The sequence below is a fragment of the Streptomyces sp. NPDC005494 genome, assembly GCF_042872025.1.
Taxonomy (GTDB): Bacteria; Actinomycetota; Actinomycetes; order Streptomycetales; family Streptomycetaceae; genus Streptomyces.
In genome coordinates this window covers 1,231,148-1,256,338 of the sequence record NZ_JBIAJR010000001.1, presented here as the reverse complement: position 1 = coordinate 1,256,338, position 25,191 = coordinate 1,231,148, and the positions used below count along the sequence as shown (strand labels likewise).

The window sequence follows — 25,191 nt, the reverse complement described above, 5'->3', positions numbered from 1 at the left end:
CGGTGCTGACTACAGTGATCCCTGAAGTAGTGGCCAGCCGGATACGGGGAGGGTGCTGTGCTGCCGAGTGATGGGGTCGGAGCGGCGTTGGGAGCGGTGCCGTTCCTGGGAGTCGCCACGGCGGGCGCCGCCGTCGAACTGGCCACCGAACTGACGTCGTTCACCAAGTTCCGCAACCGTATCGACGAGATACTGGAAGACCTCAAGACGTCCCCGGCCGGCCCCGACAAGCTCGGCGAAGACCCGGTGGTCCGCACCCAGTTCGGCGGCGGCGAGAACCAATGGGCGGAAGCGGCCAGCCTGTTCACGTCCTACCAGACGGTGATCACGGAGCTGGAGTCGCTCTCCAAGCTGCTGTCGGACTCCATCGAGGGCATGAGCATCGCGGTTCTCGCGTCGCACAACGGCTACGAGAACCTCGACCTCGACATCCGGCGGCGCATGCTCGCGATCTCGGACGAGGCGAAGAAGCACTACGGCGGCGAGTACGACCCGACGCAGCCGGCCAGGCAGAGCGGCGACACGCCTCCGGCGACGCCGGCGCCCGAGCCGAGCACCGGGGCGATCTGATGACGAGCACGATCACTGGCACGGCGCGGGGATAGACGGGGGCTGGGATGGACCACAAGGAAGCAGGACAGGGGACACCCTTCGACAGCATGTCCCACGAGACCATGCTGGCGTGGCTGGACAAGGCCAACAGCGGGGCGATCCAGGGTGCGTCGGACCGTCTCGTGAGCGCGGCCACGGAGATCCGCAAGATCGCGGAGGACCTCAAGGTCCGCCCGCAGATGGTCGAGTGGAAGGGCGAGGGCGCCGACGCGTTCCGCACCTGGAGCGCGGACCTGGCCAACGCGACGCTGCGCCTGGGCGACTACAGCGAGGGCGCGTCGAAGTGGCTCGCCCAGGCCTCGGACGCCCTGGCCTCGGCACAGGTCGCCATCCCCCGCACGGACGCGAGCGCCGAGGCGAACCTGAAGGCGGCGCAGGCCGCGCGGAACGACCCGGACGCGTCGGCGGTGCAGAAGAAGTCCCTGGAGACGCTGCTCGCCGCGAAGGAGTCGAACCGCCAGGAGGCGGCGGCGCAGATGCGGAGGCTGGCGCAGTCGTACTCGTTCTCGGCCTCGCAGATGGACGGCCTGGAGAAGCCGGTGTTCCCGCCGCCGCCGGGGGCGATCGTTCCGGAGCGAGTCAGTGATCGAGACTCTGCCGGGCAGGACTACGTGCGGGACGGCGCCGCCTCAGGGGGAGTCGGCTCCGGCGCAACCGCGTACGCATCGACAGTGCCGGTGACGGGCGGCCCCGACGCGACGCGCGTGCAGGACACCCCGGTACTCCGCGCACCGGCTCAGTCGGCACCGGTGGACATGAGCATCGACAGCGTCGCGACCCTTCCGCCGTCTCCGTCCGTACCCGCGGGCGCGCCACCAGCTCCGCCGGTCACGGGGAGGGTAGATGCGGGTCCCTCCCTCATCTCGCCCTCGATGCCACCGGTGCTCGGGGGCGGCTCGAAGGGAGTGCCTGGGCCCGCCGGCAAGTTCACCGGCACGGGGGTGCGTCCCCCGACGCTCCCGGGCCAGAGCGGGCTCACTGCGGGCACCGCCGGCCGAATGCCCCGTGATGGTGGTATCACCGGCGGACGCCCCGTGGCGCAGACTGCCGGCCGACCGCCAGGTGGGCTACCTCGCGGGACGGTCGTCGGCGCCGAGGGTACGCATGCTGGTCGTGGGGGGATGGGACACGGCGGCGCGGGGCTCGGCGGAGCTGGAGGCGGCAATCAGAGCGGGATCGTCGGCGGGCGCCGCCTGTCGGGCGAGACCGGGGGCATGGTGGGCGGCCGCCCACAGCAGCCTGGCAGGTCGGGGGGCCGCCCCTTCACTCCCGGCGGTACCGGCTTGGTACGCAGTTCCGGGTCCTCCGAGGGAGCTCGGGGCGCTGGACCGGTGGGCCGTGGCGCTGCGCCGCAGCGCTCGGGCGAAGCGCGTCGTGACGAGGGGGAGCGGCCGGACTACCTGGTGGAGGACGAGGAGACCTGGCAGCAAGGTAGGCGTCGCATCGTCCCGCCAGTCATCGACTGACCAACAGGAAATCGGCAAGGGAAACCAATGAGCATCAGCAGTGCGAAGGTCGCTCGTCGTGGAATCGTGGCTTCCACCGCCCTGGGACTGCTGATGGCAGGGCCGGTTCCCGCCTTTGCGGACTCGGTGCGCTCCGATCAGTGGCATCTGGACGCAATGAAGGCCGAGCAGATGTGGGAGACCAGCACCGGGCGCGATGTCACGGTCGCGGTCATCGATACGGGTGTGGACGCTTCGAATCCCGATCTCCAGGGACAGGTGCTTGCCGGGAAGGATCTGGCCCCCGAGTCTCCTGGTGATGAACGCGATGACTACGACGGTCACGGTACGGGCATGGCAGGCCTGATCGCAGGAACAGGGGAGTCCGGTGGAGGAGACGGCGCATTCGGTCTGGCCCCCGAGGCAAAAATTCTCCCGATCAGGCTGCGAGACGATACGGGAAAGGTGAACGGCGCCACAGGTAGCAAGAATTTCAACGACGACGTTTCCGTTGGTATTCGGTTCGCGGTAGACGCCGGTGCCAAGGTCATCAGCATCTCGCAAGGTAACAGCGATGGCTCGGAGGCACTTTCGGGGGCTGTCGAGTACGCCCTCAAGAAGGGGGCCTTGGTCTTCGCGGCGGTCGGCAATACTGGCAGCGATGGTAATGCGGTCGAATATCCAGCCGGAACCCCGGGAGTTGTCGGCGTAGGAGCGATTGGCAAGAACCTTCAGAGGGCGGAGTCATCGCAGTTCGGACCGCAGGTCGATCTCACTGCCCCTGGCGTGGACATGGTCCATGCTTGCGGAGGGAAGACCGCTCTGTGTAAGACCAGCGGCTCCAGTGATGCCACCGCCCTCGCCTCCGCCTCCGCCGCCCTCATCTGGTCCAAGTACCCCGACTGGACCAACAACCAGGTCCTGCGGGTCCTGCTGAACACGGCCGGGGGGCCGACGACCGGGGAGGAGCGGGCGGATGACATCGGATACGGCATCGTCCGGCCGCGTATCGCCCTGAAGACACCCGGCGACCCCGGCCCCGCCGACGAGTACCCGCTTCCGGACCTTGCCGCAGCGGCCTCGCCCGCCCCCTCCGCCGAACCGTCCAAGGCGGCCGGTGGCGCGGAGGCGAGCGACGAGCCGGCAGCAGCGGCGCCGGCGGCCGAGGGCGAGGGCGGGAACACCGGACTCCTGGTCGGGCTGGGCATCGGCGCGGCAGTCCTCGTCGGTGTGGTGGCCGCCCTGGTCATCCGCTCACGCCGCCGCAGCACGGCCCCCGCAGCCCCGGTGGCCGCCCCGTACGCGTACCCGCAGGCCCAGGGGCAGGCGGCCGCCCAGCCGCCCTACCCCTCGTACGGCCCGCCGCCCGGCTCCGGCGGCCCCTACGGCGGCCCTCCGGCGCAGGGCCCCGGCGCCTGAGCGAGGCGTCCCTGGGCCGCAGCGGTCCCGGCGTCGATCCCCGGCCGGGGCCGCGTCCGGGTGCATTCCTGTGCATTCCCCGCCCGGAGTGTGCCGCATGAAACCGAACGGCTAGCGTGGGCGTCGCTGAAACCGTAGCGGTGGCTTCAGGCACACCGGAAATGACTATGGGGGAATTCGTGACGTTCGACGCTGAATGGGCGGCTCTTCGGGCGGAATCGACGCAGCGGGTCGATATGCGGCTCAACAGCATCCCTGCCGAGGGCGGCAGTAGCGGCGGGCCCGCAAACGCCGATCTGGCGGTCAACCAGGACAACCTGGGAGCCATCGGGCACGACGCGTACGAGGTGCGGACCCGGTTGTCCAAGGACGGTGACCACGCCCGTCCGACGACCTTCGATGCGGCGATCGCACTCACCAACGGGAACTTCAGCAGTGGCTCCGCGTTGCTGAAGGTTCACGACCGTTGGCAGACGCACATGAAAACCCTGCTCGACGCCTGTGCGCAGATTTCCAACCACCTCAACTACACGAAGTCCGCCCACTCCAAGGACGACGTGCAGATCGGTGGCGATCTCATCTCCGTATCCAAGCTCAACGACTATCTGAAGTAAGGCCCGGGGGAAGCGGAATGCTGAAGTTCGAGGACATAGTCGATGCTCCCGTCGCCAAACTGAAGACGGCCGCCGACGACTGGTCGGAGATGGTCACCAAGCTCGACCGGCTGGCCGACGACGCCAACGACGGCATGAAGGCCAAGGCGGACAAGGCCGAGTGGGAGGGCGCGAACGCCGGTGTCACCAAGGGGTTCATAGCCAAGACGGCCAAGGAGTTCAAGGACGCCGCGGCCGAGGCGAAGGGTGTACAGGCGATCCTCGAGGAAGCCCACACGGCCATCAAGAAGGCCAAGGACGACCTCGTCAACATCCGGGACCACGAGGGGCCCGCGGCCGGTATGCACATCGACGCCAAGGGCAAGGTCACCGCGCGCCACCCCGTGGAGGACATCCCCCCTTCGCAGCGCAATCACGACCCCGACTACCCGGAGATCGCACGCCAGCAGAAGGCGAACATCGCCGCGTGGCAGAAGAAGATCGACAACATCGTCGAGACCTGCAACGACACGGACGAGTCCTTCAAGCTCACCCTCGAGGCCAACGTGACCGAGGGGAAGGACTTCAGCGCCCCCAAGTACACGAAGATGGACCAGGAGGAGGCCGCCCGGGCCGCCGCTCTGGCCGCCAAGGGCCGCGACATCACGCACACCGAGCTCCAGGCGCTCAACGAACTGCTGCACGACAACAGCAAATCGCCGGAGTTCTCCAAGAACTTCTACGAGAAGCTCGGCCCGGAGAAGTCGCTCGCGTTCTTCGGGCAGCTCTCCACGGACACGTACAACTACGGCAAGGTCGACAAGGAGCGCCTCAAGGACGTCCAGGATCTCCAGAAGAACCTGGGTCTCAACCTGGCCACCGCGTCCCACGACAAGGACTTCAGCGAGAAGTGGGGCCCCGAGCTCCGCAAGATGGGTACGGAACGTATCCCGCTCGCCAAGCACGACTACAACGGGCCGTACGGATACCAGCTGCTCGGCGGGATCATGCGGTACGGGAACTACGACAAGTCGTTCCTCAACCCGATCGCCGAGCACGTGGCGCAGCTGCACCAGAAGGACCCGTACATGTTCGCCGACAACAAGGTGGTGAACAGCCCGTTCAAGAACCCGTTCAACCCCTCCGGCGTCAACGGCGCGGGATACGACCCGACCACCGCGATGCTGGAGGCGCTCGGCAACAGCCCGGACGCCGCCAAGCACTTCTTCGCCGATCCGCCGACCGCGTACAACGAGGACGGCACGGTCAAAACCGGCGGGACGGCCGATCTCGGCAAGGACAAGGACGGCGAGCCCGTCCAGAACTATCTCGACTTCTTCGGCAACGAGAAGTGGGAGTCCTTCGGAGACGTCAACTCGCTGGACCAGAAGGAGCTGGAGGGCTCGCTCGGTTACATGCCGGATGCGCTCGGACATGCGCTGGAAGCGGCCACGCTCGGCTATCCGGCGGGCCACCCGGACGCAGGCGTGGTGCGCGACGCGGACAACGCGACCGTGATGCGCGACGTCATGGTCAAGTACGGCTCCGACGCCGGGCTTCTCAAGAATCAGGAAGCGCTGTCCGACAGCCTTGGCACCATGGGAGCCGGCTACATCGACGACATCAACTGGGCACTCACCGAGAACGCCCCGGGCAGCGTGTTCGCACCGAAGAATCCCGAGGGGCATCTCGACTTCTCCGACTTCCCGGAGGAGAACGGCCGGGACGCCGCCCGCGGATTCCTCAGTGTCCTGGGCCAGCACCCCGACGCCTACGCCACCATCTCCAAGGCGGAGCAGGTGTACACGACGAGCATGTTGGAAGCCCATGTGGGGGCGGACGGCAAGATCGACAGCGGTGTCGCCAGGTCGACCGTCCACGTCGGCGCCGAGGTGCAGGGCATGCTCGACCAGTCCCGGGCCGACCAGGTGGAGGCGACGAACCTCAAGACGCACGAGGACTACGAGAAGGCGGTCGCCCAACGCTCGGGCTGGATCGAGTTCGGGGCCACAGCGGGTGTCGCGGCAGGTGTCGCCTTCCTCCCCGCCACGGCGGCCGTCGGCGCGGCGGCCGTGCTCATCCCCCTCGCGACCGACACCGCGAGCGGCGCCGTGGAGCAGGTCATCGGACAGGTCATCGGTGACATCTCCGACAACTCCGTGGACGAGCACAAGGAGAAGGTGGAGGAGCTCACCCGCGAGGAGAAGACCAAGATCTACTCCTCTGGTGAGGGCATGGCCGAAGCCCCCATGGAGCAGTTCATGCTCCAGCACGGCATCGCCGTAGACAGCGATCTCGGGCAGGACCTCAAGGAAGCGATGCGGGTCGGCTACGGGACCGGAAACGACCGTGAGAACCAGCAGGGCAGTGACCCTGAGACCGGCGACTGACGGAGGCGGGGTGCGGAGGACGGGCAAGCCCTTCCACGCCCCGCCGTCGGCCCGGTCCGGCATACGCGACGGGCTGCGGGACAAAAGCGACCACACAGGAAGGTGTCCGATGTTCGTACGTGGCGGAGGCATGCGCAGAGGTGTGCTGGGGGTGACCGCCGCCGTTGCACTCCTCGGCGGTGCCGTCGGCTGCAGCGGCGGCGACGAGAGCGGTGACGATGCGGCGAAGGCCGCTTCCGTCGCTCCGCAGAAGCTCTGCGGTGGTGCCGTGTCCACGGAGGCGGGCAAGGCGCTGGAGGTCATCACCGGGTCGGCGACGTTCGAGGCGTCGGGGAAAACGTCCACGGTGGCTTACGCCGCGGACGAGCTGAGCGACGGCTTCGCGAGCTCCGCCACCGGCGACGGCGACATCTGCCGCATCTACACCCCCGCCGGAACGACGGATGACGAGCTCCGTGTCACCTGGGAACTGTCCGGCAGCTCCCCGACGGACGACCCGGCCTCGAAGTTCACCGTGCTGGACATGGGAGAGCGGGCCCTGACCGCGACGGACAGCTCGTTCCTCCGGTTCGCCTGCCGAGGCGGAAAGCTGACCGGCACCGAGCCGGCCCACATCGACATCAGTGTGTCGCGTGGTGGCATGCCTACGGAACCCGAGGGGAATCCGGATGCGCTGAAGGACGCATACGCGACCGTTGCCCACTCCTTCTCCCTCGCCATGGCGAAGGAGCTGGGCTGTGAGGATGACGGAGGGCTGGAGGCCACACCGTCACTGGACCCCGCGTGAGCAGTCGGCAAGCGATGAGTGCGGGAGTCCCACGATGAGGCGATGGGCGGCGTCTGCCGGCCTGGTCGTGGCCGCGGGGGCGGGCCTGGTGGCCTGCGGCTCGGACGCGGAGGCGGACAAGGGCGCCGCGGAGACCTTCGTGGGGGCCGACAAGGTCTGCGGCGGTCTGTTCGGTGCGTCCCTGGCGAAGAAGGTCGAGGCGGTCACGGCGGACTCGGAGTTCTTCGCCAGTGGCACCAGCGGCCGGGACAATGTCGTCGAGGCGCTGACGGACGGATACGAGTCCGGGCGAAGCTGGGCCACCGGGGCGACCCTGTGCGAGCTCAGCCCCAAGGGCGGCGGAGCCGGCGATGGAGCGAAGATCAAGTTCTCCATGTACGCCCCGCAGGACGTGAAGGACCCCAGGGCCGACGCCGGCACGGTCTTCTACACCATGGGCAAGAGGTCCGAGGCGAGGGCCACCGGAGCCTCGCTCTACCTCGAGTGCGTGAGCCCGCAGCTCAAGGGCTCGGAGGCGCAGCCGCTGCGCATCTACGGGGGCTTCACGGTGGGGGAGAGTGATGCCCCGGACACGCCCGAGACCCGTGACGCCAATCTGGAGATCCTTCACACCGGGGCTCTCTCCGTGGTGAAGGAACTCGGCTGCGAGAACAACGCAGGGCTGCCCGAGACTCCCGATCTCACCCCGAAGTAGCGGGCCGGATGTCCGGGAGGGCAGGCAGGCAGCGACCAGGAAGGTGTCCGATGTTCGTACGAGGCGGAGGCATCCGCAGAGGTGTGCTGGGGGCGACCGCGGCCGTGGCACTCCTCGCCGGTGCCGCCGGCTGCGGTGAGGATGAGAAGAGCCGCGCCGAAGAAGCCTGGGAGCAGTCCGTGCCTCCCACAGAGTTGTGCGGGGGTACCGCGGTGTCCGCCCGGGCGGGTAAGGCGCTGGAGTTGATCACCGGTTCCTCGCGGTTCGAGGCGTCGGGACGGACGTCCACGGTGGCTGACGCCGCACAGGACCTGAGTGACCAGTTCACGTCTTCCTTCACAGGGCACGGGGACGTCTGCCGCATTTTCACGCCCGTCGTCGTGCCCGATGTCGTCCGGCTGGAGATCACCTGGCGCATGTCCGGCAGCGCTCCGGACGGGGGGCCCGGTTCGAGGTACACCGAGCTGGATATGGGGGAGCTTGCGGGTACTGCGCAGGATCGCGCGTTTGTCACCTTCGCCTGTCGGAGCGAGGAACTGTCAGGTGTCGCGCCGGCACACGTGGACACCGACGTCAATTTCGGGGCGGTCTCCACAGAACCCACGGGTGATGTCGAAGCGTTGAAGGACGCCTACGCGACCGTGGCTCACTCCTTCGCTCTCGCCATGGCGAAGGAGCTGGGCTGCGAGAACGACGGCGGCCTGGAGTCCCGGCCGACGCTGGACGCTGCCTGACCCCGGCGCTCGGGCCCCGAGTCTCGGGCCCCGAGCGCCGGGTGTGGCTCTGTCACTCGTTCAGGGGGTCTGGGGGCGCCTGCGGACCGACGCTTGAGCTTCGGGCTTCGAGGGCCGAGACGCGAGGGCCGGGGTTCGAGCGGTGTTGTTCATCCGGGGGGTAGGTAATGGCTTTTGGGGAAACCTCCCCACCCTCCCACCCCGTCACGGCCAGCAAGTATGACTAATTGTGAGCGAGTTGCGGCGGAGAGTCGCTGCTGCTTACGGTGCCCACAACGAGACGACCCCGACACGGTGTTAGCTGCACCGGCCGGGGTCTGACCCAAGATCGAGCACTTAGAAAGACGATCTCGTGGCTACCCAGCACCCTAGCTCCGCCCCGCCCGCCCCCGCAGCCTCGCGCCCGTACAGCAAGGCTCCCACCGGCTACGGCAAGCAGACCGTCCCGGCTCAAGGCCCCGCCGATACAGCCGCCTTCGCCCTCCTGCCCGAGCGGGAGCGCTACGTCGCCGGTTATGTCGACCACCTGCCCGACGGTGCCGCCATGGACATCAAGTCGCTGGCCAAGGACTTGCCGCTGTACGGCCAGATGGCCATCGGCACCGCGCTGCGCGCCCTTGCCGTGGCCGGACACCTGCGCCGCGTGCGCTGCCGGGTCGAAGGGGCTGGTCAGTGCCGGTGGGTGACGCTCACCTACTGGTCACGTACCGCCCACGACAACGAGTGGTGGAGCGCCACGCTCGCAGGTGAGGCGGCCACCGCCCCGGAGCAGGCTTCCGCTCACTCGGCCGAACCGGCGGCCGTACCCCGGCAGCGCACCGCGCCCACACCCCCGGCGCCGCGGGAGGAGCCGGGCGTAGGCGCCCCCTCGGCTGTCTCGGCCCCTTCCCCCGCCTACCTCGCCCTCGCCGGACTCGGCCGCCGCGAACCCCGCCTGGCACTCTCCGCCGCCGACTGCTCCGCGCTGGAACCGCTGGCTGCCGCGTGGTTCGCGCGAGGTGTGAGCGCCGCCTACCTGACCTCGGCGCTCACCGCCGGACTGCCCGAACGCATCGGATCGCCCATCGGCCTGGTACGCCGCCGCCTCACCGACAAGATGCCGCCCCACCTGCCCACGGCACCCGCACCCACCCAGGGCCCGCCCGGCGCCCCCGCCCGCAGTGTCCTGGTGGAGTGCACCGACTGCGGTCGCCCAGGCCCGGCCGAAGCGCTCCCGGACGGCCTGTGCCGCCCCTGCGCGACCGCGCACCAGCCAGCGGAATCGTCAGAGGCCGAAGCCCCGGTCGAGATCGAACGCGATGTCCCTGCCCTCGTCGCGAGCCTCCGCAACCTGATGCGCACTCCCTGAGCGGTCACGCGTCGGCGACGTGTGGGAATCCCCCGGGGCGAGTTGGGCCATCACCAGCCCGTACAGCAGCTCGGCGTCCACGAAGTCCCCGTCCTGCGGGGGCCCGCACCGCCAGCTCAGCGGATACGTGTTGCCGTGGGCGGCAGGAATCCCGACGTACTGGTCGCGGGCCGCCGGGCCGAAGCACTTCGCGCCGGGCGGCCAGTCGAAGTCCTGGCTCGCGCCGGGTTCCAGCAGGAAGTACGTCCACCGAGCCCCCGCGATCTCCCGCACGACGGGCCCCGGATCGCCGTCCGTGAGGGTGGTGAGGTGGTGCAGCACCGCCTCCCCTCGCACGCCGCGCAGCCGGATCGCGTCGAAGTGAATTCCGATGAGGCGGAGTTGGAGCCCCGACGCGGGTACCCATTCGGGGAGCTTCTTGCTCGTCATGGCAATGAGCATCGCGGTGACTGCGTAGCGTGACCAGCAGGACGCGATCCACATCCACGCGATGTGGGGAGGGCGGTGACGGCTGTGGGGACAGGTGGCGAGACGACGCGCGGGCGGCGGCTGGTGGGGGAGCTGATCCGCATCCACCGGGTGCGGGCGGGTCTCACGCAGAAGGAGGCGGCGGAGCAGCTGCTGATCTCGGAGTCGCTGATGGGCGCGGTGGAGCGGGCGGAGCGCATCCCTTCGCGCGACCTGCTGATCGACGCGGACCGGGTGTTCGGTGCGGGCGGGGCGCTGAAGGCGTGCTGCGAACTGGTGGACGAGGAGAAGTACCCCCCGAAGTTCCTGGACTGGGCGAAGCTGGAGCGGAACGCGCGGGTCATCAGCGCCTACGAGACGATGCTGATCCCGGGCCTGCTCCAGACGGAGGCGTACGTACACGCGCTGTACCGGTCGCGCGTACCGGCGTACACGGAGGACGAGATCGCCCGGCACGTCGGAGCGAGGCTGGAGCGGCAGACGGTGCTGTCGCGCACCCCGCCGCCGCGCATCGGGTACGTCATCGAGGAGTCGGTCCTGGACCGGACACTCGGGGGGCCAGAGGTGCTGAAGGAGCAACTCCGGCATGTGCTCGACTGCGTGGAGCGGTTCAACCACCTGACGGTGCAGGTGATGCCGTCGGCTCAGCACACGCATGCGGGGCTGAACGGACCGATGCAGCTGATGTCCACGGTGGAGGGCCGCGCATTGCTGTTCGCGGAGGGGCAGGGCGGAGGTAGGTTGCTTTCGAAGCCGGAGCAGGTGGGCGACATGTTCGACCTCTTCGGCATCCTGCGGGCCCAGGCGCTCAACCCCTGGAAGTCCGCAGAGATCATCGAGACGAAGGTGAGACAACTGTGAGCGACGGGACCCGGCTGACCTGGTTCAAGTCCAGCTACAGCGGCAACGAGGGTGCCGAATGCCTCGAAGTCGCCTACGACTGGCACAAGTCCAGCTACAGCAACAACGAGGGCGAGGCCTGCGTCGAGGTCGCCACCTGCCCCCACACCGTCCACGTCCGCGACTCCAAGGTCACCGACGGCCCCGCCTTCGCCGTCACCCCTGCCGCGTGGACGGCCTTCGTGGCGAGCACGGTCGCGGGCTGACTCCGCGCCATTTCCCGCCGGCACCGGGCACCCGCACCACCTGGGCGCGGTGCAGGGGCGGGCCCGGGAGTGTTCGATGATCGGCGGATCCGATGGTCATTGACCACTGCCGCTCTTGGGTGAAGACCTATTACCCAGACGGCGCCATATCGCGGTATGGTGTTTGTATGGCCAGCAAGAAGGTAACCATCACCCTTGACGAATCCCTGGTCGAAGCACTGGCGGGCGCCGCCGAGGAGGAGGGCATCCCTCTCTCCCGGCTCGTCGCCGGAGCGGCCGAGCGCGAACTGCGGCTGCGCGCAGGCCGAGCTGTCATCAGGGAGTGGCAGGACGAGCAGGGCGGCTTCACCCCGGATGAACTCGCTGCCGCGCGAGCGGACATGGCGGCAGCCGACGCGGAGTACCTCGACGGTTCGCGGGCCTCCGCCGCGTGAATATCCCGTACCTCTACGACGTCGGGGCGCTCATCGCCATCGACAACAACGACCGGCGGATGTGGGCCCGCCACGGCCTGGCCCTCGACGACGGCCGGGACATCTACGTCCCCTCCGTCGTCGTCAGCCAGGCGTGGCGGGACGCCCGCCGCCAGGTGAGGCTCGGCAAGTTCCTCGCCGGATGCGACATCAGGCCGGTCGGCCTGGAAACCGCCAAGGCCACAGGCATCCTGTGCGGCAAGGCAGGCACGGCCGACGTCGTCGACGCCACCGTCGTCGTCATGGCGTCCGGTCTCGGCGCGATCATCTGGACCTCCGAACCGGACGACATCCACGCCCTCATCGATGCCCTGGACATCAAGCCCGCCCCCGTCGTGCGCACCGTCTGACCTCCCGCGATCCCGGTCCGGAATCCTCTTCAAGAGTCAGCGCCAAGTCAGCATGCTCCCCGGAAAGCCCGGAAAGCCCGGAATTAGCTGGAGAAGAGCCTCACTGTTCACGAGCGGGAGCGCGCGCAAGCGGGCGAGTTCCCATGTCTTCCGGATCATGGAGATGCGGGGGTCCGAGGAGCGCGCCCGGAAGGCGCGGTCGAAGCCCTGAGGTGGTTCCAGGCCCGCGTGCGCACGCAGAAGCGGCCGCCCCACGCCATGGGGGCGGCCGTCGCTGTCTGCTGGAGGCCGTGACCGGATTCGAACCGGTGTAACTCGAGTTGCAGTCGAGCCCCTGAACCACTCGGGCACACGGCCGTGCGTTTCTTGATCTGCTGTCGACCGTACGGGCGGGGTGGGGCCGGTCTCAAGGCCCATGGGCGCGCTGCAACGCGACTGCCATGCCGCGTTCACGAACGCGGAGGGGCGGGCCCGCGGTCGTACGACCAAGGGACGAGATCGATACCCTCCCCCCGACAGGGGTCACCTGCTGGTGCGGCCCTTACTCTGAGGCTCATGACCGCCCTGGAACCCCGTGACGCCGAGGTCACCGCCGCCCTCGTGGAGACCACCGCCCCCGCCCCGGTGGAAGGCGTCCTGGGGCGCACGTACCGGGCCCTGAGCATCGGCATCGTCTCCGTCGTGCTGCTCATCGCCTTCGAGGCGACCGCCGTCGGTACGGCGATGCCCGTGGCCGCACGTGAACTGCACGGCATCCCGCTCTACGCCTTCGCCTTCTCCGCGTACTTCACCACCAGCCTCTTCGCCATGGTGCTGTCCGGGCAGTGGGCCGACCGGCGCGGACCGCTCGCGCCGCTCGCCGGCGGGATCGGGGCGTTCGGAGCCGGTCTGCTGCTCTCCGGGACCGCCGCGAGCATGTGGGTGTTCATCCTGGGACGGGCCGTCCAGGGCATCGGCGGCGGGCTCGTGATCGTGGCGCTGTACGTGGTCATCGGGCGGGCCTACCCGGAGCGGATCCGGCCGGGGATCATGGCCGCCTTCTCGGCGGCGTGGATCGTGCCGTCCGTCGTCGGGCCGCTCGCCTCGGGGACCGTGACGGAGCACCTCGGATGGCGCTGGGTCTTCGTCGGCATCCCCGTGCTCATCCTCCTGCCGCTCGGCCTCGCCCTGCCCGCGATCCGGCGTATGGCGGGCGGGCCGGCCGATGCGGCGGCCGGGGCTCAGCCGTTCGACCGGCGGCGTATCCGGCTCGCCCTGGGCATCTCGCTGGGCGCGGGACTGCTCCAGTACGCCGGGCAGGAGCTGCGCTGGCTCTCGCTGCTGCCGGCCCTGGCCGGCGTGGCGCTCCTCGTACCGGCTGTGCTCGGACTGCTGCCCCCGGGGACGGTACGGGCGGCACGTGGGCTGCCCGCGGTGATCCTGCTGCGGGGGGTCGCGGCCGGGTCGTTCATCGCCGCCGAGTCGTTCGTGCCGCTGATGCTCGTGACCCAGCGCGGGCTCTCCCCGACGATGGCAGGGCTGTCGCTGGCCGCCGGCGGCCTCACGTGGGCTCTCGGCTCCTACGTACTGGCCCGGCCGCGGCTGGAGGGGCACCGGGAGCCCCTCATGGTGTTCGGCATGGTGCTGGTGGCCCTGTCCATCGCGGCGGCGCCCGCCGTGCTGCTGGAGGCGGTCCCGGTGTGGACCCTTGCGGTGGTCTGGGGCGTCGGCTGCTTCGGCATGGGCATGGTGATCGCCTCGACGAGCGTGCTGCTGCTGAAGCTGTCGGCCCCGGAGGAGGCGGGCGGCAACTCCGCCGCGCTGCAGATCTCGGACGGCCTGGCGAACGTGCTGCTGCTCACCGGCGGTGGCGCCGCCTTCGCCGCGCTGGGCGGCGGGGCGGTAGGGGCGGCGGCCCACGGGGCCGTCGGCAGTGGTGCCGCGGGGGCGCACCCAGGGGCTTTCGCGGCGGTGTTCCTGCCGATGGCTGTGGTGGCGCTGCTGGGGGTGTGGGTGGCTACGCGCGTACGGACAGACGCTTAGCACCGAGTGGTACCACGCGGTACCATTCGTCCATGGCTGGTCTGAATCTGCGGTTCACCGAGGAAGAGCTGGACGCCCTGCGTGCGCGCGCCGAGGCGGAGGGGCGAAGCATGCAGTCCTTCGCCCACGATGCGGTGATCACGGCCATAAACGAACACGCGCGCCTCTTCAACGAGGCAGCGGATCACGTGCTGAAGGTCAGTGAGGAGCTGAACCGGAGGCTGGCCTGATGCAGTACCTGACCTTGCCCGAGCTGCTGAACCTCGCGGACAGGCTGGGCACCGCCGATGTACGTGACTACGGGCTGCTCGACTCTGCACTGGCGAGACCGCAGGCGAGCGTGTTCGGCCAGGACGCCTATCCGGACGTGTGGCAGAAGGCCGCGGCGCTCATGGAATCCCTGGCCCGCAACCACGGGCTCGTCGACGGCAACAAGCGCATCGCCTGGTACGCGACCTGGGTTTTCCTCCACATCAACGGGCATCCGCTGGACGAGGACTTCGATGTGGACGAGGCCGAGCGCTTTGTGCTGCATGTATGCCAAGGAGCGCTGGACATGGTCAAGATCGCGGAGCAGCTGCCCCGCTTCGCCAGGTGACCGTCCCCTGTGAAGCGGGTCTCAGCAGTGCCGAGCCACTGCTGATTCGTACGGGGTTCCGCTCCCCCCGCCGGTAGGGTGGCCCGGTTGTCGTATCGCGTACGGAGCCGCTGAGGGTCCGTACGGCCAGCGCCCCACGTACCCGAGTGCCCCGAACCGGAGACCGTGACTACTACCGCCTCCCACCACCTCTCACCCGCCTTTCCCGGCCGCGCCCCCTGGGGGACCGCCGGGAAGCTGCGTGCCTGGCAGCAGGGTGCCATGGAGAAGTACATCCAGGACCAGCCGCGGGACTTCCTCGCGGTCGCCACCCCCGGCGCCGGGAAGACCACCTTCGCGCTGACCCTCGCGTCATGGCTGCTGCACCATCACGTGGTGCAGCAGGTCACCGTGGTCGCGCCCACCGAGCACCTCAAGAAGCAGTGGGCGGAGGCCGCGGCCCGCATAGGGATCAAGCTCGACCCCGACTACAGCGCGGGCCCCGTGAGCAAGGAGTACCACGGGGTCGCGATCACGTACGCCGGTGTCGGCGTGCGCCCCATGCTCCACCGCAACCGGTGCGAACAGCGCAAGACCCTGGTGATCCTCGACGAGATCCACCACGCCGGTGACTCCAAGTCCTGGGGAGAGGCGTGCCAGGAAGCGTTCGACCCGGCGACCCGCCGGCTCGCGCTCACCGGTACGCCGTTCCGCTCCGACACCAACCCGATCCCCTTCGTCGCGTACGAGGAGGGCAACGACGGCATCCGCCGGTCCTCCGCCGACTACACCTACGGCTACGGCAACGCGCTCGCCGACGGTGTCGTCCGCCCCGTGATCTTCCTCAGCTACAGCGGCAACATGCGCTGGCGCACGAAGGCCGGCGACGAGATCGCCGCGCGGCTCGGCGAGCCCATGACGAAGGACGCCATCGGTCAGGCCTGGCGCACCGCGCTCGCGCCCACCGGTGACTGGATCCCCAATGTGCTGGCCGCCGCCGACAAGCGGCTGACCGAGGTACGCAAGGGCATCCCGGACGCGGGCGGGCTGGTCATCGCGACCGACCAGGAGTCGGCCCGGGCGTACGCCAAGATCCTCAAGTCGGTCACCGGTGAGAAGCCGACCGTGGTCCTCTCCGACGAGAAGGCCGCGTCCAAGAACATCGACAAGTTCAGCCAGGACGAATCGCGCTGGATGGTCGCGGTCCGCATGGTGTCGGAAGGCGTCGACGTGCCGCGCCTCGCGGTCGGGGTGTACGCGACGACGATCTCGACGCCGCTCTTCTTCGCCCAGGCCGTCGGACGTTTCGTGCGGTCGCGCAGGCGCGGCGAGACGGCTTCGGTCTTCCTGCCGACCATCCCGATGCTGCTCGACTTCGCGAACGAGATGGAGGTCGAGCGCGATCACGTGCTCGACAAGCCGAAGAAGGGCAACGACGAGGAGAACCCGTTCGCCGAGGAGGACCAGCTCCTCGCGGACGCCGAGAAGCTGGAGGACGAGGAGACCGAGGAGCAGCTGCCCTTCGAGGCGCTGGAGTCCGACGCGGTCTTCGACCGGGTGCTGTACGACGGTGCCGAGTTCGGCATGCAGGCGCACCCCGGGAGCGAGGAGGAGCAGGACTACCTCGGGATTCCGGGACTCCTCGAACCCGACCAGGTGCAGCTGCTGCTCCAGAAGCGGCAGACCCGGCAGATCGCGCACAGCAGGCAGAAGCCCGCGGCCGAGGCCGACCTGCTGGAGAAGGCGGCCGACCAGCGGCCGGTGGTCACCCACAAGAAGCTGCTGGAACTGCGCAAGCAGCTCAACACGATGGTCTCGGCGTACACCCACCAGAGCGGCAAGCCGCACGGCGTGATCCACACCGAGCTGCGGAGGGTGTGCGGCGGTCCGCCGAGCGCGGAGGCGACGGCCGGGCAGATCCAGGACCGGATCAAGAAGGTCCAGGAGTGGGCCACCCGCATGCGGTAGACGGACAGGCCCCCGGGGGGTGACCTGACGCGCGGTAGACGGACGGGCCCGGGGAGTAACGGGACGCGCGGCGGGCGGACGTGTCCCTGGGGGGTGACCGGACGCGCGGTGGGCGGACGTAGCCCCAGGGACCTGACGCGCGGTGGGCGGACGGACACCCCGGGGGAGTGACGGGTCCGGTGCGGGGATGCCCGCACCGGACCCGTTTCCGTGCCCGGAGGCGACACGCCTTCTCCTGCCTCACGACCCGGCGGCCCGTGCGGTCCCGCCTCGCCTGTACGCCCGCGCACGGCGGGGTGGGGGAGGGGCGTGCGAGGGCGGGCGGGCGCCGGTGAGTGACCGGATGCCGGAAATTTTTGTGCCATGTTTTCACGGCCTGTTAACAAACGTTCACATCTGATGTACGGAGCGTCGCGAATACGTCACCCGACTTGAACGCGCGTAGATGTTCGCGTTCCGGACGCTTCCTCGCTGACCGGCGGTTATGTCGTCGCGTTCCGGGGGGAGACCGGATTCTGGACGAGGTCTTCCGCTGAGCGGACCCGCTCGCTAATGTCCCCGAAACATGAACGCCCCGTGGCAATGTGGCCTCGGAGCGCAGCCGGTGCCATGGCCAGTCGGCGGCCTCTCGGTGCGTCGCCGTGGGACCGGCGTCGGCATCCGCAAGAGAAACCGCCCCGCTCACCAAGAGGGAGAGGGCGTCGTGACCGCGGAGACTTCTCAGACGCTCGACAGGGGACTGCGTGTCCTCAAGTTGCTCGCCGATACCGATCACGGCCTGACCGTCACCGAGTTGTCGAACAAACTCGGCGTCAACCGCACCGTGGTCTACCGACTGCTCGCCACCCTGGAACAGCACGCCCTCGTACGGCGTGACCTGGGCGGCCGGGCCCGGGTGGGCCTCGGCGTGCTGCGCCTGGGCCGGCAGGTGCACCCGCTCGTCAGGGAGGCGGCGCTGCCCGCCCTGCGCTCCCTGGCCGAGGACATAGGGGCCACCGCTCACCTCACACTCGTCGACGGTTCGGACGCGCTCGCGGTCGCCGTCGTCGAGCCGACCTGGACCGACTACCACGTGGCCTACCGGGCCGGCTTCCGCCACTCCCTGGACCGGGGCGCCGCGGGCCGGGCGATCCTCACCGCCCGGCAGAAGACGGCCGACCACCCCGGCTACACGCTCACCCAGGGCGAACTCGAAGCCGGTGCCTGCGGGGCCGCGGCGCCGCTGGTCGGGGTGTCCGGCGTGGAGGGGAGCGTGGGCGTGGTCATGCTCGCCGACGCCGTACCGGAACGAGTGGGCCCGCGCGTGCTCGACGCGGCCCGCGAGGTCGCGGACGCCCTCCGCTAGGCCCCGCCCGCACAGGAGACACCGGCCCGGCCACCCCGGCCGATCGCTCCCCTCGCCCCGCCCGGCCACCCCGGCGGCGCAGGGGCAGGTCGGTGTCCGGGGTGGCCTGCGGATAGATTGGCCGGGTGGCCCTTCGTCTCTCTCGCCCCCGCGCCCTCGCCCTCTGCGCGCTGCCGGTCCTGGCCCTGTTCGGCACGGCCGCCTTCGCGCCCCTGCCGTTCACCGTGGCGCAGCCCGGCAGCACCGCCGACGTCCTGGGGGACGACAAGGGGAAGCCCGTCATCACGATCAAGGGCGCGCCGACCCGGACCACCGACGGTGAGCTGCGCATGACGACGATCGTCGCGACCGCGCCTTCGGCGGACGTCGGGATCGCGGACGTGGTCGACAGCTGGTTCCGGACGGACCGGGCGGTCATGCCGCGCGACTCCGTCTACCCCACCGGTGACTCCGAGAAGGAGATCGAGCAGCACAATCTCCAGGACATGAAGGAGTCGCAGAACGTCGCCGTCGACGCGGCCCTGCACTACCTGGACAGGAAGCCCGGTTCCGTCGACGTCACCCTGCACCTCGCCGACGTGGGCGGCCCCAGCGCGGGCTTGTTCTTCTCGCTCGGCATCATCGACAAGCTGGACGGCGACGGTTCCGGCGGCGACCTGACCGGCGGACGCACCGTGGCCGGTACGGGCACGATCGAGGCGGACGGCACCGTCGGCGCGGTGGGCGGGGTCTCCCTCAAGACGCAGGCGGCACGGCGCGACGGCGCGACCGTCTTCCTGGTCCCGAAGGCCGAGTGCAAGCAGGCGAAGGCGGAACAGCCGGAGGGGCTGCGGCTGATCCCCGTCACGACGCTGAAGGGTGCGGTGTCCTCGCTGCGTTCCCTGGATCAGGGAGGCACGGTCCCGAGCTGCTGACCTGCGGCTTCGGACTCTCCATCCCGCGCCACGCGGGGAAGACGAGCGGGCTCAGCGTCGCCAGGAAGTAGACCCCGCCCATCGCCAGCAGCGCCCCGGTCGCGCCCATGCCCTCGACCAGCAGGCCCGCCGCGAGACCGCCCACCGGCATGGCGAGCTCGCAGCCCGCCGTGAGCGCGCCGGACACCCTGCTGCGCAGTTCCTCGGGGACGCGTTCGTACGTCACCGTCGTCAGGATCGGGTTGAGCATGCCGCCGGCGACGCCGCCCAGCACCATCGTGACGGCGAGGGGCAGAGTCGTCCCGGTCAGCGCGGCGACCACGAATCTCGGCGCGCCGCACAGCACCACACACACCGCGAACACGCTGCGCCGCGAGAAACGGTGCCCCACCGCCCCGTACAGCAGCGCGCCGGTCAGGCCGCCCGCGCCGAACAGCGCGGTGAGCAGGCCCAGGTCGGTCGCCCCGCCCAGCTCGCCCTCGGCGTGCACGGGCAGCAGGACGGCGTTCCAGCCCTGGTCGGTGCCGTTCATGAACATCACCATGACCACGACGGCGAGCAGCAGCCGATTGCCCAGCAGGTAGGCGTATCCCTCCTTCAGTTCGGCGCGGTACGCCCGCAGTGAGACGGGGGAGACCGCCTTGCGCGGCTCGGCAGCCCGGACTCCCCGGACGCCCGCCGCGACGAGCAGGGCGGACGACGCGAAGGTGGCCGCGTCGAGCAGGAGCACGGTCTCGGCGCCGGCGACCGCGATCAGGAGCCCCGCCAGTGCGGCACCGACCATGCGGGCGCCGCGCGAGACCGCGTCGAAGAGGCTCGCCGCCCGCGCGAGCGTGGTGCCCGCGTGTTCGGCGAGGTCGGGTACGAGGACGTAACGCGCCGTGTTGCCCGGGGTGTGCGCGAAACCGTTCAGGGCCATGAGCGCGCACAGCATCCAGAACTCGAGGGCGCCGGCGTGGTGCAGCAGCGGGACGGTGGCGACGGCCGCGCCGCAGATCAGGTCGGAGGCGACCGCGACGCGACGCCGCCCCAGCCGGTCGATGACAGGCCCGCCCACCAGGGCTGCGACGACGATCGGCAGGGTCGCGCAGAAGGCGACCACTCCGGCCCGGCCGGCGCTCCCCGTGGTCTCCAGGACGAACCAGGGGACGCCGATCAGGGTGAGTGACGTGCCCGCGGTGGAGATGGAGTTCGCGGCCAGGACCGCGGCGAGCGGGGTGCGGCGCCGCGCAGGTCTTCCCCCCGGCGCCATCAGACCGCTCGCGGGGTGCGGGCCGGGGGCGGCCCGGCCTGGGCGAGACGCAGGCCGAGGCCGACGAGTGTCCAGCCCATCCGGTGGCGCAGTCCGGGGCGTGCCGGGCGTAAATCGGCCGCCTCGCGCCGGAGTTCGGCGGCGCGGTAGGTGTGGAGCAGAAGATGGACGTCGCTGTGCATGGCGGTGATCCCCTCAGTCGGTGGGGCGCGGGAACAGGTGCATGTGGGTGCGGACGACGGCCGACCCCTCGGTGCCTTCGGGGACACGGCCCCGGTAGCTGTTCACCAGCTCCTGCATCTTCTCCGCGAGTTCCATGGAGAGTTCAGGCGTGAGGCGCAGCTTGAAGTCGCTGAGGTCGAAGGCCCGGCGCCACTCCTCGGGCCATTCGTGCATCGTCCCGAGCCAGGTGTTCAGCTCCTGGGCGTGCGTGGTCGCCACCTCGTGCAGCACGACGCCGACCGCTCCGCGCACCTCGGCGTCCGGGTGGTCCAGGAAGGTGCTGGTGTTGAAGGTGTTGCCCATGTGGACGGCCTTCCACCACCGCTCGCGCCCCTTGCCGCGCTCCGGGTCGTCCTCGACGAAGCCGTACGCCGCGAGCTGGCGCAGGTGGTAGCTGGTGGCCCCGCTGGACTCGCCGAGCCTTTCGGCGAGTCCGGAAGCGGTGGCGGGGCCGAACTCCCGGAGGGTGTTCAGCAGCCGGATGCGCAGGGGATGGGCGAGGCCGCGCAGGGTGCGGGTGTCGACGTGGTGGATCTTCGGGTCGTCGGCGTACGGGACCGGCCGGTCCTCGGACTCGTTCGGAGGCATGCCACGACCATAGAGTTGCAAAGACTGCTTTGCAACACCTTTTTTGCAACGCCTTCTTTGTAAGTCTCCGGCCGTAGCTCTCCGGCCGTAACTCCCCGTGCGTTACTCCGCGCCCGTGACTCCGCGTCCGTAACTCCCCAGCCGTTCAGCCCTCCTGGATGAACCCCTCCTCGATCAGCCAGTCCTTCGCCACCTCGTGCGGGTCCTGCCCGTCCACGTCGACCTTGGAGTTCAGCTCCTGCGCGAGCGGCGTGGTCAGCACGTCGGTGACCGGGGCCAGCAGCTCGGCTATCTCCGGGTACTTCTTCAGGGTCGCCGTGTGGATGGCAGGGGCCGCGTTGTAGTTGGGGAAGAACTGCTTGTCGTCCTCCATGACGTCCAGGTTCATCGCCTTGATGCGGCCGTCGGTGGTGTACACCTCGCCGAGCAGGCAGGAGTCGGACTCGGACACCTGGGTGTAGATGATCCCGGCGTCCATCTTCTGGATGTTCGCGGCCGGCAGGTCCATCCCGTACTTCTTCTGCATGCCCGGCAGCCCGTCGTCACGCGAGGCGAACTCGTTCTCCACGCACACGCTCACCGCCTTCGGGTCCTTCTTCGCCAGCGCGGCCACGTCCGAGAGCGTCTTCAGCTTGTACTTGGCGTTGTTCTTCTTGCTGATGGCCAGGGCGTACGTGTTGTCGAGCGTGGACGGCGGGAGCCAGGTCACCCCGTTGCCCTTGTCCTCGTCGCGGACCACCTCGTACTGCTTCTGCGGGTCGGCGACCGGCTCCGCATGACCCAGATAGGTGATCCACGCCGTGCCCGTGTAGTCGTACAGGGCGTCCGCCTCGCCCTTGACGACCGCCTCGCGCGCGCTGATCGACCCCGGCAGGTTCGTCCGGTCCAGGACCTCGGCCCCGGCCGCCTTGAAGATCAGGCCCATGATCTGCCCGAGGATGATGTTCTCGCTGAAGTTCTTCGAGGTCACCGTCAGCGAGGCACCCTTGAGCGGCTGCCCCTGCCCGATCGACCCCGGTTCCACCTCGTCCACCAGCGGCGACCCGCTCTTCAGCCCGCACCCCGTGAGCAGGAGGGCGAGCGCGGCAGTCGACGCCAGGCCCGTACGTGCCCTCACGCTTCCTCCAGTCCGCGCGGCGTCAGCCACAGTTCGACCAGCGACGCCAGCCAGTCCACCAGCAGTGCCAGCACCACCGTCAGCACGGAACCCAGCACCAGCACCGGCATGCGCTGCGTCTGGATGCCCGACGTGATCAGGTCGCCCAGTCCGCCGCCGCCCCCGAAGGTCGCGAGGGTCGCCGTGCCGACGTTGAGCACCAGGGCGGTGCGTACGCCCGCGAGGATCAGCGGGACCGCGAGCGGCAGCTCGACCCTGGTGAGCGTGCCCATCGCCGACATGCCGATGCCCCGGGAGGCCTCCACGAGCGTCGGCTCGATCGAGTTCAGGCCCGCCACCGTGTTGGAGAGCACCGGCAGGACGGCGTAGATCACCATGCCGATGATGGCCGTGGACGGGCCGATGCCCAGCCAGATCACCAGCAGCGCCAGCAGCCCGATGGCGGGCGTGGCCTGCCCGATGTTGGCGAGCGCGGTGACCCCGGGGGCGGCCTTCTTCAGGCCCCGCCGGGTCAGCGCGATGCCGAGCGGGATGGCGATGATCAGCACCCAGAAGGTGGAGATCGCGGTCAGCCGGACGTGCTGCCACCAGCGCACCTGCACGGTGTCGCCGGCCAGTGAGTTCTCCGCCACCGAGTCGAGGTCGACGTTGGTGATCCACAGATAGGTCGCCACGAGGACGACCGCGCAGACCGCCGGCACCACCACGAGCTTCTGCCAGGTGATCCGTCGCGCGGGACCCGGCGCCGGGGCGGAGGGCTCCGCCTCCTCGTCACGGAAGGCGTGGCCTCCCACGTCGTGCTCCCCGGGCGGTCGCGACCCCTTGGGGGGCGCCTGATGACTGGGGGTCATAGCCCGCTGCCACCGCCCTCCAGCTCCTGGCCCGTCCGGTGGGCGCGCAGCTCCTCCAGATCGTGCTCGTGTTCCATCGCGGCGAGCCGGTCGGCCTCCAGAAGCTCCTGCACGGAGTTCATGAGGGTCTGCATGTCGACGACCCCGATGAACTCGCCGCGCCGGCCGGTCACGGCGACCCGCCCGCCGCTGTCGGTCAGTACGGCCTCCAGGGCGTCGTGCAGCGTCGCGTCCCGGGTCACCGTGTCGTGCACCAGCTGCCCGGCCCGGGCCAGCGAGCCCTTGGCCCGCATCAGGTCGCCGCGCCGCAGCCACTTGTAGGGGCGGTTGCGGCGGTCCAGCATCAGCAGCTCGTTGTGCTGACCGTCCCGCAGCTTGTTGAAGATCGACTGGAGCGGGTCCTCGACGGTCACCGTGGGGAAGTCGGCGATCCCCACGTCCCGCACCCGCGTCAGGTTGAGCCGCTTCAGCGCGGCTCCGGCGCCCACGAAGCCCGAGACGAAGTCGTCCGTCGGGTTGGTGAGGATGGCCTCGGGGGTGTCGAACTGGGCGATGTGCGAACGCTCCCTGAGCACCGCGATCCGGTCGCCCAGCTTGATGGCCTCGTCGAAGTCGTGGGTGACGAAGACGATCGTCTTGTGCAGCTCGTGCTGGAGCCGGATCAGCTCGTCCTGGAGGTGGTCGCGGGTGATCGGGTCCACCGCCCCGAACGGCTCGTCCATCAGCAGCACCGGCGGATCCGCGGCCAGCGCCCGCGCGACCCCCACACGCTGCTGCTGGCCGCCGGAGAGCTGCCGGGGATAACGCCCGTGGAACTCCCGGGGATCGAGACCCACCAGGTCGAGCATCTCCTCGACCCGGTCCTTCACCCCGGACTTCGACCAGCCGGTCATCTTCGGTACGAGCGCGATGTTCTCCGCGACCGTCATGTGCGGGAAGAGACCGGAGGACTGGATGGCGTAACCGATCTTGCGGCGCAGCTTCACCGGGTCCATGTCGGTGACGTCCTCGTCGTTGATCCTGATCCGCCCGGACGTCGGCTCGATCAGGCGGTTGATCATCTTCAGCGTGGTCGACTTGCCGCAGCCGGAGGGGCCGACGAGGATCACGGTCTCGCCGGCCTTGATGTCCATCGACACCTCGTCCACCGCGGGGGCGGGGCTGCCGGGATAGGACTTCGTGAGGTTCTCCAGTTGGATGGTCGCACCGGAGGCGGCCGAAGCGGTGGCGCGGTCCCCGGACCACTCCGTCGGCCCTGTGGCGGTCTCAGGCACGGATCCCCCTAGGGATGGTGAGCCGCCCGAGCAGTACGTACGCGGCGTCGAAGAGCAGGGCGAGGATGACGATGCCGACCGTGCCGGCGAGGACCTGGTTGATGGCGTTGGCACTTCCCAGTGAGGCGAGTCCGCGGAAGATCTCGTTGCCGAGCCCGGGACCCGAGGCGTAAGCGGCGATGGCGGCGATACCCATCAGCATCTGGGTGGAGACCCGGATGCCGGTGAGGATGGGCGGCCACGCGAGCGGCAGTTCCACCTTGAGCAGCCGCCTCGTCCGGGACATCCCGATGCCCTTCGCCGCGTCGACGAGGGACGGGTCGACCCCGCGCAGCCCGACGATGCAGTTGCGGACGATGGGCAGCAGCCCGTACAGGGTCAGGATGATCACCGTGGGCGGGACCCCCAGGCCGACCAGCGGGATCAGGAGGCCGATCGCCGCGAGCGAGGGGATGGTGAGAATCGCCGAGGTGGACGTGATCGCCAGTGAGCCGCCCCAGCCGCTGCGGTAACTGACGACACCGATCAGGACGCCGAGAACGGTGGCGATGACCATGCACTGGAAGACGGCGCTGGCATGCTGGTACGTGTCGGTGAGCAGTTGATCGTGGCGGGTGCCCAGATACTCCCAGAAGTTCACAT

At 69.6% G+C, this 25,191-nt stretch carries 26 protein-coding genes and 1 tRNA gene; 19 read left to right on the top strand and 8 right to left on the bottom strand.

Annotated features, from left to right (window positions below; genetic code table 11):
• Positions 1-57 precede the first annotated feature (57 nt).
• From ACFYQ6_RS05650 to ACFYQ6_RS05610, 9 genes are all read left to right on the top strand, one after another.
• Entirely contained in the window at positions 58-570 is a 513-nt protein-coding gene (locus ACFYQ6_RS05650; RefSeq protein WP_361572139.1) for a hypothetical protein, read from the top strand.
• A gap of 89 nt (positions 571-659) precedes the next feature.
• Positions 660-2,078: a WXG100 family type VII secretion target gene (locus ACFYQ6_RS05645; RefSeq protein WP_388760784.1), complete on the top strand. Its 1,419-nt coding sequence runs from the start codon at positions 660-662 to the stop codon at positions 2,076-2,078.
• 27 nt (positions 2,079-2,105) lie between these two features.
• Positions 2,106-3,476 carry a type VII secretion-associated serine protease mycosin gene (gene mycP / locus ACFYQ6_RS05640; RefSeq protein WP_388760781.1) on the top strand — a complete coding sequence of 457 codons (1,371 nt, stop codon included), beginning with the start codon at positions 2,106-2,108 and terminating at the stop codon, positions 3,474-3,476.
• A 179-nt stretch (positions 3,477-3,655) separates the two neighbouring features.
• Positions 3,656-4,090 (top strand): hypothetical protein, encoded by a 435-nt coding sequence (locus ACFYQ6_RS05635; protein ID WP_361572130.1) that lies wholly within the window; start codon positions 3,656-3,658, stop codon positions 4,088-4,090.
• Between the two features lie 17 nt (positions 4,091-4,107).
• Positions 4,108-6,459, top strand: coding sequence for a DUF6571 family protein (locus ACFYQ6_RS05630; RefSeq protein ID WP_361572127.1), 2,352 nt, complete (start codon positions 4,108-4,110; stop codon positions 6,457-6,459).
• A 151-nt stretch (positions 6,460-6,610) separates the two neighbouring features.
• A complete protein-coding gene (locus ACFYQ6_RS05625; RefSeq protein WP_388760778.1) occupies positions 6,611-7,246 on the top strand; it encodes a hypothetical protein in 636 nt (211 codons plus the stop codon).
• Between the two features lie 34 nt (positions 7,247-7,280).
• On the top strand, positions 7,281-7,940 hold the full coding sequence (locus ACFYQ6_RS05620; protein WP_388760775.1) for a hypothetical protein: 660 nt from the start codon (positions 7,281-7,283) through the stop codon (positions 7,938-7,940).
• A 104-nt stretch (positions 7,941-8,044) separates the two neighbouring features.
• Positions 8,045-8,674 carry a hypothetical protein gene (locus ACFYQ6_RS05615; protein ID WP_361572118.1) on the top strand — a complete coding sequence of 210 codons (630 nt, stop codon included), beginning with the start codon at positions 8,045-8,047 and terminating at the stop codon, positions 8,672-8,674.
• Between the two features lie 352 nt (positions 8,675-9,026).
• A complete protein-coding gene (locus ACFYQ6_RS05610) occupies positions 9,027-10,022 on the top strand; it encodes a MarR family transcriptional regulator (RefSeq protein WP_388760772.1) in 996 nt (331 codons plus the stop codon).
• On the opposite strand, the gene ACFYQ6_RS05605 is transcribed toward ACFYQ6_RS05610, so the two are convergent.
• Complete coding sequence (locus ACFYQ6_RS05605) at positions 9,939-10,451, bottom strand: hypothetical protein (protein WP_388760769.1); 513 nt, start codon at positions 10,449-10,451, stop codon at positions 9,939-9,941. The two genes, ACFYQ6_RS05610 and ACFYQ6_RS05605, sit on opposite strands and share 84 nt — an antisense overlap.
• A 75-nt stretch (positions 10,452-10,526) precedes the next feature.
• Between ACFYQ6_RS05605 and ACFYQ6_RS05600 the strand changes: the two genes are divergently transcribed.
• From ACFYQ6_RS05600 to ACFYQ6_RS05585, 4 genes are all read left to right on the top strand, one after another.
• The gene (locus ACFYQ6_RS05600) at positions 10,527-11,351 is read left to right on the top strand and encodes a Scr1 family TA system antitoxin-like transcriptional regulator (RefSeq protein WP_388760766.1); all 825 of its coding nucleotides are present in this window, start codon (positions 10,527-10,529) and stop codon (positions 11,349-11,351) included.
• Positions 11,348-11,596, top strand: coding sequence for a DUF397 domain-containing protein (locus tag ACFYQ6_RS05595; protein ID WP_388760763.1), 249 nt, complete (start codon positions 11,348-11,350; stop codon positions 11,594-11,596). The genes ACFYQ6_RS05600 and ACFYQ6_RS05595 overlap by 4 nt, the downstream gene beginning before the upstream one ends.
• A 167-nt stretch (positions 11,597-11,763) precedes the next feature.
• On the top strand, positions 11,764-12,030 hold the full coding sequence (locus tag ACFYQ6_RS05590; RefSeq protein ID WP_361572104.1) for a hypothetical protein: 267 nt from the start codon (positions 11,764-11,766) through the stop codon (positions 12,028-12,030).
• Entirely contained in the window at positions 12,027-12,419 is a 393-nt protein-coding gene (locus ACFYQ6_RS05585) for a twitching motility protein PilT (protein ID WP_361572102.1), read from the top strand. The genes ACFYQ6_RS05590 and ACFYQ6_RS05585 overlap by 4 nt, the downstream gene beginning before the upstream one ends.
• A gap of 282 nt (positions 12,420-12,701) precedes the next feature.
• Here ACFYQ6_RS05585 and ACFYQ6_RS05580 read toward each other — a convergent pair.
• Positions 12,702-12,776: transfer RNA gene (locus ACFYQ6_RS05580), tRNA-Cys, on the bottom strand.
• Positions 12,777-12,974: 198 nt separating this feature from the next.
• Between ACFYQ6_RS05580 and ACFYQ6_RS05575 the strand changes: the two genes are divergently transcribed.
• From ACFYQ6_RS05575 to ACFYQ6_RS05550, 6 genes are all read left to right on the top strand, one after another.
• Positions 12,975-14,441 (top strand): MFS transporter, encoded by a 1,467-nt coding sequence (locus ACFYQ6_RS05575; RefSeq protein WP_388760760.1) that lies wholly within the window; start codon positions 12,975-12,977, stop codon positions 14,439-14,441.
• 32 nt (positions 14,442-14,473) lie between these two features.
• A complete protein-coding gene (locus ACFYQ6_RS05570) occupies positions 14,474-14,671 on the top strand; it encodes an Arc family DNA-binding protein (protein WP_388760757.1) in 198 nt (65 codons plus the stop codon).
• Positions 14,671-15,039 carry a type II toxin-antitoxin system death-on-curing family toxin gene (locus tag ACFYQ6_RS05565; RefSeq protein WP_388760754.1) on the top strand — a complete coding sequence of 123 codons (369 nt, stop codon included), beginning with the start codon at positions 14,671-14,673 and terminating at the stop codon, positions 15,037-15,039. Before ACFYQ6_RS05570 ends, ACFYQ6_RS05565 begins: the two co-directional genes overlap by 1 nt.
• Positions 15,040-15,204: 165 nt before the next feature.
• Entirely contained in the window at positions 15,205-16,986 is a 1,782-nt protein-coding gene (locus ACFYQ6_RS05560) for a DEAD/DEAH box helicase (protein ID WP_388760751.1), read from the top strand.
• Between the two features lie 703 nt (positions 16,987-17,689).
• Positions 17,690-18,331 carry a helix-turn-helix domain-containing protein gene (locus ACFYQ6_RS05555; RefSeq protein WP_361572091.1) on the top strand — a complete coding sequence of 214 codons (642 nt, stop codon included), beginning with the start codon at positions 17,690-17,692 and terminating at the stop codon, positions 18,329-18,331.
• 125 nt (positions 18,332-18,456) lie between these two features.
• Positions 18,457-19,245: a S16 family serine protease gene (locus tag ACFYQ6_RS05550; RefSeq protein WP_361572088.1), complete on the top strand. Its 789-nt coding sequence runs from the start codon at positions 18,457-18,459 to the stop codon at positions 19,243-19,245.
• Here ACFYQ6_RS05550 and ACFYQ6_RS05545 read toward each other — a convergent pair.
• The 6 genes from ACFYQ6_RS05545 to ACFYQ6_RS05520 form a co-directional block, all read right to left on the bottom strand.
• Positions 19,175-20,497 (bottom strand): MFS transporter, encoded by a 1,323-nt coding sequence (locus ACFYQ6_RS05545; RefSeq protein WP_388760748.1) that lies wholly within the window; start codon positions 20,495-20,497, stop codon positions 19,175-19,177. The two genes, ACFYQ6_RS05550 and ACFYQ6_RS05545, sit on opposite strands and share 71 nt — an antisense overlap.
• A gap of 195 nt (positions 20,498-20,692) precedes the next feature.
• Positions 20,693-21,307, bottom strand: coding sequence for a helix-turn-helix domain-containing protein (locus tag ACFYQ6_RS05540; RefSeq protein WP_361572081.1), 615 nt, complete (start codon positions 21,305-21,307; stop codon positions 20,693-20,695).
• A 145-nt stretch (positions 21,308-21,452) separates the two neighbouring features.
• The gene (locus ACFYQ6_RS05535; protein WP_388760745.1) at positions 21,453-22,424 is read right to left on the bottom strand and encodes a glycine betaine ABC transporter substrate-binding protein; all 972 of its coding nucleotides are present in this window, start codon (positions 22,422-22,424) and stop codon (positions 21,453-21,455) included.
• Complete coding sequence (locus tag ACFYQ6_RS05530; protein ID WP_361572076.1) at positions 22,421-23,275, bottom strand: ABC transporter permease; 855 nt, start codon at positions 23,273-23,275, stop codon at positions 22,421-22,423. Before ACFYQ6_RS05530 ends, ACFYQ6_RS05535 begins: the two co-directional genes overlap by 4 nt.
• Complete coding sequence (locus ACFYQ6_RS05525; protein ID WP_388760741.1) at positions 23,272-24,549, bottom strand: ABC transporter ATP-binding protein; 1,278 nt, start codon at positions 24,547-24,549, stop codon at positions 23,272-23,274. The genes ACFYQ6_RS05530 and ACFYQ6_RS05525 overlap by 4 nt, the downstream gene beginning before the upstream one ends.
• Positions 24,542-25,189 carry an ABC transporter permease gene (locus tag ACFYQ6_RS05520; protein WP_361572073.1) on the bottom strand — a complete coding sequence of 216 codons (648 nt, stop codon included), beginning with the start codon at positions 25,187-25,189 and terminating at the stop codon, positions 24,542-24,544. Before ACFYQ6_RS05520 ends, ACFYQ6_RS05525 begins: the two co-directional genes overlap by 8 nt.
• Positions 25,190-25,191 lie beyond the last annotated feature (2 nt).

What these genes read in the sequence shown, in the direction of transcription:
- ACFYQ6_RS05645 (WP_388760784.1), top strand. Translation starts at nt 660, where the DNA reads ATGTCCCACGAGACCATGCTGGCGTGGCTGGACAAGGCCAACAGCGGG.
- mycP (WP_388760781.1), top strand. Translation starts at nt 2,106, where the DNA reads ATGAGCATCAGCAGTGCGAAGGTCGCTCGTCGTGGAATCGTGGCTTCC.
- ACFYQ6_RS05630 (WP_361572127.1), top strand. Translation starts at nt 4,108, where the DNA reads ATGCTGAAGTTCGAGGACATAGTCGATGCTCCCGTCGCCAAACTGAAG.
- ACFYQ6_RS05620 (WP_388760775.1), top strand. Translation starts at nt 7,281, where the DNA reads ATGAGGCGATGGGCGGCGTCTGCCGGCCTGGTCGTGGCCGCGGGGGCG.
- ACFYQ6_RS05605 (WP_388760769.1), bottom strand. Translation starts at nt 10,451, where the DNA reads ATGACGAGCAAGAAGCTCCCCGAATGGGTACCCGCGTCGGGGCTCCAA.
- ACFYQ6_RS05590 (WP_361572104.1), top strand. Translation starts at nt 11,764, where the DNA reads ATGGCCAGCAAGAAGGTAACCATCACCCTTGACGAATCCCTGGTCGAA.
- ACFYQ6_RS05575 (WP_388760760.1), top strand. Translation starts at nt 12,975, where the DNA reads ATGACCGCCCTGGAACCCCGTGACGCCGAGGTCACCGCCGCCCTCGTG.
- ACFYQ6_RS05570 (WP_388760757.1), top strand. Translation starts at nt 14,474, where the DNA reads ATGGCTGGTCTGAATCTGCGGTTCACCGAGGAAGAGCTGGACGCCCTG.
- ACFYQ6_RS05565 (WP_388760754.1), top strand. Translation starts at nt 14,671, where the DNA reads ATGCAGTACCTGACCTTGCCCGAGCTGCTGAACCTCGCGGACAGGCTG.
- ACFYQ6_RS05545 (WP_388760748.1), bottom strand. Translation starts at nt 20,497, where the DNA reads ATGGCGCCGGGGGGAAGACCTGCGCGGCGCCGCACCCCGCTCGCCGCG.
- ACFYQ6_RS05540 (WP_361572081.1), bottom strand. Translation starts at nt 21,307, where the DNA reads ATGCCTCCGAACGAGTCCGAGGACCGGCCGGTCCCGTACGCCGACGAC.
- ACFYQ6_RS05530 (WP_361572076.1), bottom strand. Translation starts at nt 23,275, where the DNA reads ATGACCCCCAGTCATCAGGCGCCCCCCAAGGGGTCGCGACCGCCCGGG.